The sequence below is a fragment of the Pseudomonas sp. MF08831 genome, assembly GCF_059862645.1.
This window is the reverse complement of record NZ_JCBCUX010000004.1, coordinates 287,358-298,937: the sequence shown is the minus strand read 5'-3', so window position 1 is coordinate 298,937 and position 11,580 is coordinate 287,358. Positions and strand designations below refer to the sequence as shown.

General features: G+C 61.5%; 10 protein-coding genes. 5 read left to right on the top strand and 5 right to left on the bottom strand.

Annotation, left to right across the window (positions count from 1 at the left end):
* Positions 1–32: 32 nt before the first annotated feature.
* Positions 33–266, bottom strand: a complete 234-nt coding sequence (locus AC19YS_RS10405) for a hypothetical protein (protein ID WP_124416707.1) — start codon at positions 264–266, stop codon at positions 33–35.
* Between the two features lie 76 nt (positions 267–342).
* Positions 343–1,416 (bottom strand): DUF748 domain-containing protein, encoded by a 1,074-nt coding sequence (locus tag AC19YS_RS10400; protein ID WP_106576951.1) that lies wholly within the window; start codon positions 1,414–1,416, stop codon positions 343–345.
* A 124-nt stretch (positions 1,417–1,540) separates the two neighbouring features.
* Here AC19YS_RS10400 and cysK point away from each other — a divergent pair, with 124 nt between their 5' ends.
* Positions 1,541–2,515 carry a cysteine synthase A gene (cysK, locus tag AC19YS_RS10395; RefSeq protein WP_119739169.1) on the top strand — a complete coding sequence of 325 codons (975 nt, stop codon included), beginning with the start codon at positions 1,541–1,543 and terminating at the stop codon, positions 2,513–2,515.
* Between the two features lie 414 nt (positions 2,516–2,929).
* The gene (locus AC19YS_RS10390; RefSeq protein ID WP_106576949.1) at positions 2,930–3,868 is read left to right on the top strand and encodes an aspartyl/asparaginyl beta-hydroxylase domain-containing protein; all 939 of its coding nucleotides are present in this window, start codon (positions 2,930–2,932) and stop codon (positions 3,866–3,868) included.
* 133 nt (positions 3,869–4,001) lie between these two features.
* Here AC19YS_RS10390 and acnA read toward each other — a convergent pair whose 3' ends face one another.
* Complete coding sequence (gene acnA / locus AC19YS_RS10385) at positions 4,002–6,743, bottom strand: aconitate hydratase AcnA (protein WP_119739172.1); 2,742 nt, start codon at positions 6,741–6,743, stop codon at positions 4,002–4,004.
* 196 nt (positions 6,744–6,939) lie between these two features.
* Between acnA and rlmM the strand changes: the two genes are divergently transcribed.
* Positions 6,940–8,016 carry a 23S rRNA (cytidine(2498)-2'-O)-methyltransferase RlmM gene (gene rlmM, locus AC19YS_RS10380; RefSeq protein ID WP_500601635.1) on the top strand — a complete coding sequence of 359 codons (1,077 nt, stop codon included), beginning with the start codon at positions 6,940–6,942 and terminating at the stop codon, positions 8,014–8,016.
* Positions 8,017–8,168: 152 nt separating this feature from the next.
* A complete protein-coding gene (tusA, locus tag AC19YS_RS10375) occupies positions 8,169–8,420 on the top strand; it encodes a sulfurtransferase TusA (protein WP_119739175.1) in 252 nt (83 codons plus the stop codon).
* Here the strand turns inward: tusA and AC19YS_RS10370 are convergent.
* Positions 8,417–9,799, bottom strand: a complete 1,383-nt coding sequence (locus AC19YS_RS10370) for an MATE family efflux transporter (protein ID WP_500601633.1) — start codon at positions 9,797–9,799, stop codon at positions 8,417–8,419. The two genes, tusA and AC19YS_RS10370, sit on opposite strands and share 4 nt — an antisense overlap.
* A gap of 302 nt (positions 9,800–10,101) precedes the next feature.
* On the opposite strand from AC19YS_RS10370, the gene pdxB reads away from it, so the two are divergent.
* A complete protein-coding gene (pdxB, locus tag AC19YS_RS10365; protein WP_169368493.1) occupies positions 10,102–11,244 on the top strand; it encodes a 4-phosphoerythronate dehydrogenase PdxB in 1,143 nt (380 codons plus the stop codon).
* Between the two features lie 85 nt (positions 11,245–11,329).
* Here pdxB and AC19YS_RS10360 read toward each other — a convergent pair whose 3' ends face one another.
* Complete coding sequence (locus AC19YS_RS10360; protein ID WP_027604248.1) at positions 11,330–11,503, bottom strand: PA1571 family protein; 174 nt, start codon at positions 11,501–11,503, stop codon at positions 11,330–11,332.
* Positions 11,504–11,580: the final 77 nt, after the last annotated feature.

Here is an 11,580-nt window from a genome sequence, read left to right as displayed (position 1 = left end):
GCAGACGGGTTATTCAGTCTCTGAATGGCCGGTCACGCGCGACCCTTGGTGGCTTTCTCTAACGCGTACGCCCGCGCGTCCGCTTTGTCCCTCAGCTTGCTGCCGCCCCAAAGGGCCAGCGCGGCCAGCACCAGGGTGACCGTGCCGGCGAGGATCATCATGCCGGCGATGGGGCCGCCGTGCATGGCGAACCCCACTATTTTCACGAAGCCTGAATAGGCCAAAAGGTAGCCAATAATTGTCAGTATCCAGCCTGTAATGCGCATGCTCAGTGTCCTTACTCGTTGGTCATTCACACGTCGGCACGCTAATCGCTAAGCCATCTCCCGGTCGGCGTGCGGCTCAGTCCGCGCTGGGCTTGGGTTGTTCATACCGCGCATTGAACGCCTGGATAAAACCATTACGCAAAATCGCCAAAAATGCCGAGAACGCGCTGATATTTTGCTGGTGCACGCTGCCGCTGAGTTCCACGCGGGTGGCAAACTGGTTTTTGTTCTGGTTTTTTAATACGGTCTCGCTGGCGCCAACCACGGCTTCCCAGATTGAGCGGAAGATATTCTTGTCCTTGTTTTCGACATCCTGTTTCCAGTCGAACACCTCTACGTCGCGCAGCAGCGGCTTGATATAACCGCTCAGTTGGCCTTTTTCAGCCTGTGCTTCGACCACCACATCACCGGTGCCGGCCTTGAAGTCGAACTTGCCGTACGCCGACGCGAAGTCATTCAGGCGTTTGAGTTGAATATCCTTGGCGCGAAAGCGGAATTCGAAGTCTTCGAAGTTGCTCAGCGGGTCGAAAGCCGCGGTGGCTTCCAGTGGCGCTTGGCCGAGCAATTGGGCCTTGCCTTCAAAGGTGGCGTCCCGCTTGCCTTTGATGTCCACCACATTAGTCAGGTTGTAGAAGCTGGCGTTGACCTGGGTGGCGTAGATATTCACCGCAGGCTTGGAATTGAAGTTGTGAAAGGCAATCTTGCCATCCTGTATGCGGACTTCGTTGAGGGTGATCGGCAACAATTTGCCCAACTGTTCACGCCAGTCGGTGCCTTTACCGGTCTGCGACGCCTGTTGGTTGCCACCGTCGACGAAGTTCAGCTCCGGCTGGAAGAACTGCACCTCGGCCACCACCGCATGGTCGTACCACAATGAATGCCAGCTCACCGACACGTCGATCACCGGCGCCTTGACGAACGGAACCGGCACTTTACCGTCGACTTTGACGATCTGCAGGCCGTTGATTTTATAGGCCCCGCGCCACAGCGCCACGTCCACATCCGTGACCTGGCCACGGTAGTCGCCCATGTCGGCGAGCTTGTCGTTCAGGTAGTTGCGCACCAGGTAGGGCAGGGCGAGGTCCAGGGCAATCAGTACTACCACCAGTACGGCGACGATCCATAGCAGCCCACTGTAGCGACGTTTCATGTGCAGGTTCTCCAACGTTATAGGCGATGGACCGCGCGTACCGGCCCAACGTTCCTCTGACTGGACGCCTACCAGCCTGAGGCATACCCTTGTGGCCTTGTTGAAATTGCCTTAAGGACCCGTCATGAGCCGTATCTTTGCAGACAACGCGCACTCCATCGGTAACACGCCCCTGGTGCAGATCAACCGTATCGCACCGCGTGGCGTGACTATCCTGGCCAAGATCGAGGGGCGTAACCCAGGTTATTCGGTGAAGTGCCGCATCGGCGCAAACATGATCTGGGACGCCGAAAGCACCGGCAAACTCAAGCCGGGCATGACCATTGTAGAACCGACTTCCGGCAACACCGGCATCGGCCTGGCGTTTGTGGCCGCCGCCCGTGGCTATAAGCTGCTGCTGACCATGCCAGCATCGATGAGCATCGAGCGGCGTAAAGTGCTCAAGGCGCTTGGCGCCGAGCTGGTGTTGACCGAGCCGGCCAAAGGCATGAAAGGCGCGATCGACAAGGCTGGCGAGATCGTCGCCAGCGACCCGGCCACCTACTTCATGCCGGCGCAGTTCGAAAACCCGGCCAACCCGGCGATCCACGAAAAAACCACCGGCCCGGAAATCTGGAACGACACCGATGGTGCCGTGGACGTGCTGGTCGCGGGCGTAGGCACTGGCGGCACCATCACCGGCGTGTCGCGTTATATCAAGAACACGGCGGGCAAGCCGATTTTGTCGGTGGCGGTAGAGCCGATTGTCTCGCCGGTCATCACCCAGGCGTTGGCCGGTGAAGAGATCAAGCCGAGCCCGCACAAGATCCAGGGCATCGGCGCCGGGTTTGTGCCGAAAAACCTCGATCTGTCGATGGTTGACCGCGTGGAGCTGGTGACCGACGAGGAATCCAAGGCCATGGCCCTGCGGCTGATGCAGGAAGAGGGAATTCTGTGCGGTATTTCCTGTGGCGCCGCAATGGCCGTGGCCGTGCGTCTGGCCGAGAAACCGGAAATGCAGGGCAAGACCATCGTGGTGATCCTGCCGGACTCCGGTGAGCGCTACCTGTCGAGCATGCTGTTCAGCGATTTGTTCACCGACCAGGAAACCCAGGCCTGATCGGTACTGTGTAGCAAGTAGGGCTGTTGTGGCGAGCGGCTTGATGTGGCCTGTGGGCTTGCTGTGGCGAGCGGGCTTGTCCCGCGTTGGGCTGCGAAGCAGCCCCTAAAACCTGACAACGCGGTCTATCAAGTACACCGCGACGTCTGAAGTGGGAGCGCTGCGCGCTCCAACGCGGGGCAAGCCCGCTCGCCACGACCAGCTTGCAGGCCACTACAAGCCCGCAGGCCACTACAAGCTTGCAGGCCACTACCGGCCCGCAAGCCACAAGGGCCCCAGGGTGTTGATTTATGTCAGCCGGTCGGCCTGGCCCTTCTGCATAATGGCCCAAGTGTTTATCATGGCCGGCTGCTACGTCTGGTTTCCCGTCGACGGGAGGCTGTTGGCCAGGCGCTTATTTCCAGGAGTTGCTGCATGACCTTTTCTTTGGCCGCCAAACTGTCGGTGTTGCTGTTGTTTATCGGCAGCACGCTGTATGTGCACCTGCGTGGCAAGGCGCGTTTGCCGATGTTGCGTCAGTTCGTCAACCATTCGGCGCTGTTTGCACCCTATAACGCCCTGATGTACCTGTTCTCGGCCGTGCCGTCCAAACCGTACCTGGACCGCAGCAAGTTCCCGGAGCTGGATGTGCTCAAGGACAATTGGGAAGTGATCCGCGAAGAGGCCATGCACCTGTTCGACGAGGGTTACATCCGCGCCGCCGAAAAGAACAACGACGCCGGTTTCGGTTCGTTCTTCAAGAAGGGCTGGAAGCGTTTCTACCTCAAGTGGTACGACAAACCGCTGCCATCGGCCGAGGCGCTGTGCCCGAAAACCGTGGCCCTGGTCAGCAGCATCCCCAACGTCAAGGGCGCGATGTTCGCGCTGTTGCCGGGCGGCAGTCACCTCAACCCGCACCGCGACCCGTTTGCCGGTTCCCTGCGCTATCACCTCGGGCTGTCCACGCCAAACTCCGACGATTGCCGCATCTTCGTCGACGGCCAGGTCTATGCCTGGCGCGACGGTGAGGACGTGATGTTCGACGAAACCTACGTGCACTGGGTGAAGAACGAAACCGACCAGACCCGCGTGATCCTGTTCTGCGACATCGAACGCCCGCTGAGCAACCGCATCATGACCCGCGTCAACCGTTGGGTCAGCAAGCAACTGGGTCGGGCCACTGCGCCGCAGAACTTGGACGATGAACGCGTTGGCGGGATCAACCAGGCGTATGCCTGGAGCAAGACCTTCAGCGACAAGTTCAGCGGTGTGGTCAAGCAATGGAAGCGCAAGCATCCCAAGGCCTACCGCATTGCGCGGCCGGTGCTGGCGGTTATCGTGCTGGTGCTGCTGTGGAAGTGGCTGTTCAGCTGATTTGAATGGTTAAACACAGGTTGAAAGGTGGGAGGGGGCTTGCCCCCGATAGCGGTGTGTCAGGCTGAGTATCTATACCTGATCCACCGCCATCGGGGGCAAGCCCCCTCCCACATTGGTTTTGCAGTATTGCTTAAGAGGCGATCAACTGGCGCAGCACATAGTGCAGAATCCCGCCGGCCTTGAAGTATTCCACTTCATTGAGGGTGTCGATCCGGCACAGCACTTCGACCTTCTCGCTGCTGCCATCCTCGCGCGTAATCACCAACGTCAGGTTCATCCGCGGCTCGATCTCGGCATGGGTCAGCCCAAGAATGTCGATCTTCTCCTTGCCGGTGAGTTTCAGCGCCTTGCGGTTCTGATCCAGCTTGAACTGCAACGGCAGCACGCCCATGCCCACCAGGTTGGAACGGTGAATGCGCTCGAAGCTCTCGGCGATCACTGCCTTGACCCCCAGCAGGTTGGTGCCCTTGGCTGCCCAATCGCGGCTTGAGCCGGTGCCGTACTCCTGGCCGGCGATCACCACCAGCGGTGTGCCCGACGCCTGGTATTTCATGGCCGCATCGTAGATCGGCATTTTCTCGCCGGTGGGGATGTACAGCGTGTTGCCGCCCTCTTCGCCGCCAAGCATTTCGTTGCGGATACGGATATTGGCAAACGTGCCGCGCATCATCACTTCATGATTGCCCCGGCGTGAGCCGTAAGAGTTGAAGTCACGCGGCTCCACGCCCTGCTCGCGCAGGTAGCGCCCGGCGGGGCTGTCGGCCTTGATGTTGCCAGCAGGGGAGATGTGGTCGGTGGTCACCGAATCGCCCAGCAAGGCCAGTACGTTGGCGCCTTTGACGTCCTCGATGACCGGCAGTGGCCCGGCGATGTCGTCGAAGAACGGTGGGTGCTGGATGTACGTAGAGTCTTTCTGCCATACGTAAGTCGCCGCTTGCGGCACTTCAATCGCTTGCCACTGCTCATCGCCGGCAAACACCTCGGCATATTCCTTGTGGAACATGCCGGTGCTGACTTGAGCCACGGCGTCGGCGATTTCCTTGCTGCTTGGCCAGATGTCTTTCAGGTACACCGGCTTGCCGTCTTTGCCTTCGCCCAGCGGCTCGCTGCTGATGTCGATGCGCACCGTACCGGCCAAGGCGTAGGCGACCACCAGGGGCGGCGAGGCCAGCCAGTTGGTTTTCACCAGGGGGTGTACGCGGCCCTCGAAGTTACGGTTGCCGGAGAGCACCGAGGCGACGGCGAGGTCGGCTTTTTGGATGGCTTTTTCGATCGGCTCGGGCAATGGACCGGAGTTGCCGATGCAGGTGGTGCAGCCATAGCCGACCAGGTCAAAGCCAAGCTGGTCGAGGTACTGGGTGAGGCCCGCCGCCTTGTAATAGTCGGTGACCACTTTGGAGCCAGGCGCCAGCGAGGTTTTTACCCAGGGTTTGCTGGTGAGGCCTTTCTCCACAGCTTTTTTCGCCACCAGGCCTGCGGCCATCATCACGCTGGGGTTGGACGTGTTGGTGCATGAGGTAATCGCGGCAATCACCACGGCGCCGTTTTTCAGGCGATAGGTGTGGCCGTCGTACTCATAGTCGGTTTCGCCCACCAAGTCGGCGTTGCCCACGGCGACCCCGCCGCCGCCTTCGCTTTCCAGGCGGCCTTCTTCTTTGCTGGTCGGTTTGAATTGCAGGTCGAGGAAATCGCTGAAGGCCTGGCCTACATTCGGCAGAGACACACGGTCCTGCGGGCGTTTCGGCCCGGCGAGGCTGGCTTCGACGCTGCCCATGTCCAGCGCCAGGGTGTCGGTGAATACCGGCTCCTGGCCGGCGATGCGCCACAGGCCCTGGGCCTTGGTGTAGGCCTCCACCAGTTTGACGGTTTCGGCAGGGCGACCGGACAGGCGCAGGTAGTCCAGCGTCACTTCATCCACCGGGAAAAAGCCGCAGGTGGCGCCGTATTCCGGCGCCATGTTGGCGATGGTGGCGCGGTCGGCCAGCGGCAGGTCGGCCAGGCCGTCGCCGTAGAACTCGACGAACTTACCCACCACGCCTTTTTTACGCAGCATCTGGGTGACGGTCAGCACCAGGTCGGTGGCGGTGATGCCTTCCTTGAGTTTGCCGGTGAGCTTGAAGCCGATCACTTCCGGAATCAGCATCGACACCGGCTGGCCGAGCATCGCCGCTTCTGCTTCGATGCCGCCCACGCCCCAGCCGAGTACGCCGAGGCCGTTGATCATGGTGGTGTGCGAGTCGGTGCCTACCAGCGTGTCCGGGAAGGCGTAGGTGCGGCCGTCTTCGTCCTTGGTCCACACGGTGCGACCCAGGTATTCAAGGTTGACCTGGTGGCAGATGCCGGTGCCCGGTGGCACCACGCTGAAGTTGTCAAAGGCGCTTTGGCCCCAACGCAGGAAGGCGTAGCGTTCACCGTTGCGCTGCATTTCGATGTCGACGTTTTGCTCGAACGCGCTGGTGCTGCCGAATTTGTCGACCATCACCGAGTGGTCGATGACCAGGTCCACGGGGGAGAGCGGGTTGATGCGCTGCGGGTCGCCACCGGCCTTGGCCACGGCGGCGCGCATGGCGGCCAGGTCGACCACGGCGGGCACGCCGGTAAAGTCTTGCATCAGCACGCGGGCCGGGCGGTATTGGATTTCGCGGTCGGACTGGCGCTCTTTGAGCCAGGCGGCGATGGCCTTGAGGTCGGTGCCGGTGACGGTTTTGTCATCTTCCCAGCGCAGCAGGTTTTCCAGCAGCACCTTGAGGGACATCGGCAGCTTGTCCAGGTCACCCAGGCTCTTGGCGGCTTCGGGCAAGCTGAAGTAGTGGTAGGTCTTGTCGTCGATTTGCAGGGTTTTAAGGGTTCTCAGGCTATCAAGGGATGACATTACATGACTCCTTATGGTCCGCACGGCTACGGACCTGACGGGACGAACAGAGCTATCAACTTAGCCCTGTTTTCATTAGCAGGCTAATAACTGGACTCTATCGTTAAGTCCAAGGTTCCGAACTCGGCTATCATGCGCGCGTTTTCATGACAGGTAGTGCGATAGCGCAATGCCGGTTGATTCACCAGGAGAGTTGATGAACACCCTTTTTATGCACTGCCGGCCGGGTTTTGAAGGCGAAGTCTGTTCCGAGATCGCGGAACACGCCGCGCGCCTCAACGTTTCCGGCTATGCCAAGACCAAGACCGGCAGCGCGTGTGCCGAATTTGTCTGCACCGAAGAAGACGGCGTCCAGCGCCTGATGCACGGCCAGCGCTTTGCCGAGCTGATCTTCCCAAGGCAGTGGGCGCGCGGGGTGTTCATCGACCTGCCGGAAACCGACCGCATCAGCGTGATCCTCGCGCACCTGCAAGGCTTCCCGGTGTGCGGCAGCCTGTGGCTGGAGATGGTCGACACCAACGACGGCAAGGAACTGTCGAACTTCTGCAAGAAATTCGAAGTGCACCTGCGCAAAGCCTTGCTGAATGCCGGCAAGCTGGTCGACGACCCGAGCAAGCCGCGCCTGCTGCTGACGTTCAAGAGCGGCCGCGAAGTGTTCATGGGCCTGGCCGAGTCGAACAACTCGGCGATGTGGCCGATGGGCATCCCGCGCCTCAAGTTCCCGCGTGAGGCACCTAGCCGCTCCACCCTGAAGCTGGAAGAGGCCTGGCACCACTTCATCCCCCGCGACCAGTGGGATGAGCGCCTGCACAGCGACATGACCGGTGTCGACCTCGGCGCAGCGCCTGGCGGCTGGACCTGGCAATTGGTCAACCGTGGCATGTTGGTTACGGCCATCGACAACGGCCCAATGGCCGAAAGCCTGATGGACACCGGCCTGGTTCAGCACCTGATGGCCGACGGCTTTACCTTTGTGCCCAAGCAGCCGGTGGACTGGATGGTGTGCGATATCGTCGAGAAGCCGGCGCGTAACGCGGCCCTGCTGGAAACCTGGATTGGCGAAGGCTATTGCCGTGAGGCGGTGGTGAACCTGAAGTTGCCGATGAAGCAGCGTTACGCCGAGGTGAAGCGTTTGCTGGAACGCATCGAAGACGGCTTCAAGGCGCGTGGTATTCGTGTTGAGATCGGCTGCAAGCAGCTGTACCACGACCGTGAGGAAGTGACCTGCCACTTGCGTCGGCTGGTGGATGCGAAGAAACAGAAGTCCCGCTGACACCTTGAGGTAACCACAGGACCCATGTGGCAGCGGGCTTGCTCGCTAAAGCGGTATAACCGTCGAAATTTATGTTGAATGTGCCCGCGTCTTCGCGAGCAAGTCGAACCGCCGCTCCCACATTTGAGCGGTGCACGTTTCAGGAGTGATGTATGAACCAGCCCCTCGAATTGCCGGCAGACGCTGTGCTCGACGCCACCGGCCTCAACTGCCCGGAGCCGGTGATGATGCTGCACCAGCACATCCGCGACTTGCCGCCCGGCGGCTTGCTCAAGGTGATTGCGACCGACCCGTCCACCCGCCGCGATATTCCCAAATTCTGCGTGTTCCTTGACCACGAACTGGTGGATCAGCAGGAGCAGGCCGGTACGTACCTGTACTGGATTCGCAAGAAGGCCGATTAAACCAGGCGAATCCGCCGGCGCGCGCTGCGTGCCAGGCGGATCACCAGCATCGCGGCGGCGCAGCTCAAGCCCACGATCAGTCCCTGCCACAAGCCACTGGGCCCACTGGGGGCGCCCAGCCAATCGGTCAGCCCCAGCGCGTAACCCACCGGCAACCCCACGCCCCAATACGCGAACAAGGTCAACACCATGGTCACCCGTGTGTCCTGATAGCCCCGCAGCGCGCCAGCGGCCGTGACCTGGATCGCGTCCGAAAACTGGAACAGCGCCGCAAACACGATCAGCATCGACGCCACGTGGATCACCGAGGGGTCCGGGGTGTAGATCGTGGCAATTTGCTCGCGAAACAGCAGCATCAGGCTGCACGACAGGCACGCGTAGGTCAGCGCCGTGCCCATGCCGACTCCAGCGGCGAAACGCGCCTCACGCGGCTCGCCGCGGCCCAGGGCCTGGCCGACACGCACGGTCACGGCCATGCTCAGCGAGTAAGGGATCATGAACACCAGCGAACTGAAGTTCAGCGCGATCTGGTGTCCGGCCACTACGCTGGCGCCCAGGCTGCCGATCAGCAGGGCGATCACCGCAAAGATGCTCGATTCGGCAAACACCGCGATGCCAATCGGCAGGCCGATGCTCAGCACACGCTTGATCACCGACCATTGTGGCCAGTCGAAACGCTTGAACAACTCGCTGCTCTGATAGGCCGGTGCCCAGCGCGTCCACGCGGCCAGGCCGAGCATCATCACCCACATCACGATTGCCGTGGCCCAGCCGCAACCCACGCCGCCCATGGCCGGCACGCCGAAGTGGCCATAAATGAACACGTAGTTCAGCGGAATATTCAGCGCCAGCCCGCACAGGCCCATGACCATGCTCGGGCGCGTGCGGCCCAGGCCATCGCTGAAGCAGCGCAGCACGTAATACAGGGCGATGGCCGGCATGCCGGAGGCGATGCCGTGCAAGTAGGCCATGCACGGTTTGATCAGCTCGGGGTCGACATTCATCGCATGCAGGATCGGCTCGGCGCTGACCAGCATCAGCAGCGCGGTGAGCCCGACCACCACGGCCAGCCACAGCGATTGACGCACCAGCGGGCCGATCTCGGTGTAGTGGCCGGCGCCGAAGCGCTGGGCGACCTTGGGCGTGGTGGCCAGCAAGGTGCCGGTCATCAGCAGGTACACCGGAATCCAGATCGAGTTGCCCAGGGCCACCGCTGCCAGGTCTCGCGGGCTTACGCGCCCGGCCATCACCGCGTCGACGAAGCCCATGGCGGTGGTCGCGAGTTGGCCGATCATGATCGGCAGGGCCAGGGTCAGCAGGCTGCGCACCTCGCGGCTGACGCGGGCGGGGCGGGAGAGGGCGGTAGTGGCGGTGTTCACGTGCGAGTGTCCAGTAAAAGTATTGCAAAGGACGGCGAAGTCTACGCGCTGACGCAACGGTCAGGAAAAAACCTGTGTTAGCGATTTGTAAGCGCTCCTGCGCCAGCCGCGTTAATCCTGTGTGTACTGGCTTATGTGGGCGCCGGACTTGCCTGCGATGCAGACGCCTCGGTCTATCAGCTCTACCGAGGTGATGTTATCGCGGGCAAGCCCGGCTCCCACATAAGCACTGCCCACCTGGCATCTGCGGTGTTACGCAAGTCGCATCCCTGTACACTGCTGGTCCGCGAAAGGAGCCTGCCATGCTGATTGTTGCCGACGAAAATATCCCGCTGCTCGATGCATTCTTCGAAGGGTTTGGCGAGATTCGCCGGGTGCCCGGCCGGTCCATCGACCGCGCCACGGTCGAGCAGGCCGACGTGCTGCTGGTGCGCTCGGTGACCAACGTCAATCGCGCGTTACTGGAAGGCACACAGGTACGGTTTGTCGGCACTTGCACCATCGGCACCGACCATCTGGACCTGGATTACTTCAAGCAGGCCGGCATCACCTGGTCCAGCGCGCCGGGCTGCAATGCGCGTGGCGTGGTGGACTATGTGCTGGGCAGCCTGCAGACCCTGGCCGAAATCGAAGGCGCTGACCTCAATCAGCGCACCTATGGCGTTGTGGGTGCCGGTGAAGTCGGCGGGCGGTTGGTCAAGGTGCTCAAGGGCCTGGGCTGGAACGTGCTGGTGTGTGACCCGCCGCGCCAGATCGCTGAAGACGGCGATTACGTCAGCCTCGAACAGATCATCCAGCAGTGCGACGTCATCAGCCTGCACACGCCGCTGACCAAGTCCGGCAACGGCTCCACTTGGCATTTGTTTGACCGCGAGCGCCTCAACCGCCTCAAGCCTGGCGCCTGGCTGATCAATGCCAGCCGTGGTCCGGTGGTGGATAACGCGGCCCTGCGCGAAGTGTTGCTGGCGCGCGAGGACCTGCAGGCCGTGCTGGACGTGTGGGAGGGTGAGCCGGAAGTGGACGCCGACCTGGCTGACCTGTGTGTGCTGGCCACTGCGCATATCGCCGGGTACAGCCTCGACGGCAAGCAGCGCGGCACTGCACAGATTTATCAGGCGTTCTGCGCCCATCTGGGCCAGGCGCCGAGCATCCAGCTAAGCGATCTGCTGCCGCAGCCCTGGCTGGCCGAGGTGCACTTGAACGCTTCGACCGACCCGGCCTGGGCGTTGGCGACCTTGTGCCGCAGCGTGTACGACCCGCGCCGTGATGACGCGGATTTTCGCCGTAGCCTCGTAGGCTCTGTGGGCGAGCAACGCAAGGCGTTCGACCTGCTGCGCAAGCATTATCCGCAGCGCCGTGAGATTGACGGCTTGAAGGTGCGAATCAATGGCGACTCTGCCGCGCTGTCGGCGATCGTCACCGCCCTGGGCGCCGAACTGCTTTAACGCAACGCGCCGGCAGAGGGCGTGCGCATACGCAAGGCATAAAAAACCCGGCCACAGGGGCCGGGTTTGAAAGAGCTCGGGCGTATCAGCCTTGCTGCGCAGGCTTGACCAGGCGCTGTTCCAGTTCGCGGCACGCTTGCTGGATCATCTCTTCGGTAATCTGCACTTCGCGGCCTTGAGCGTCGATCACGGAGCAAGGCAGATGCTGCGGTTGGCGGATTACTTCAATCTTGGCATCGCTGCTGTTTTGCAAGGTCATGGCCTGTCTCCTCATCAGGTTGTGTACCTACTGTGTTTCTTACATTAAGCCCCCCGCGTGACCAAGCTATTACAACT

What these genes read in the sequence shown, in the direction of transcription:
- AC19YS_RS10405 (WP_124416707.1), bottom strand. Translation starts at nt 266, where the DNA reads ATGCGCATTACAGGCTGGATACTGACAATTATTGGCTACCTTTTGGCC.
- AC19YS_RS10400 (WP_106576951.1), bottom strand. Translation starts at nt 1,416, where the DNA reads ATGAAACGTCGCTACAGTGGGCTGCTATGGATCGTCGCCGTACTGGTG.
- cysK (WP_119739169.1), top strand. Translation starts at nt 1,541, where the DNA reads ATGAGCCGTATCTTTGCAGACAACGCGCACTCCATCGGTAACACGCCC.
- AC19YS_RS10390 (WP_106576949.1), top strand. Translation starts at nt 2,930, where the DNA reads ATGACCTTTTCTTTGGCCGCCAAACTGTCGGTGTTGCTGTTGTTTATC.
- acnA (WP_119739172.1), bottom strand. Translation starts at nt 6,743, where the DNA reads ATGTCATCCCTTGATAGCCTGAGAACCCTTAAAACCCTGCAAATCGAC.
- rlmM (WP_500601635.1), top strand. Translation starts at nt 6,940, where the DNA reads ATGAACACCCTTTTTATGCACTGCCGGCCGGGTTTTGAAGGCGAAGTC.
- tusA (WP_119739175.1), top strand. Translation starts at nt 8,169, where the DNA reads ATGAACCAGCCCCTCGAATTGCCGGCAGACGCTGTGCTCGACGCCACC.
- pdxB (WP_169368493.1), top strand. Translation starts at nt 10,102, where the DNA reads ATGCTGATTGTTGCCGACGAAAATATCCCGCTGCTCGATGCATTCTTC.
- AC19YS_RS10360 (WP_027604248.1), bottom strand. Translation starts at nt 11,503, where the DNA reads ATGACCTTGCAAAACAGCAGCGATGCCAAGATTGAAGTAATCCGCCAA.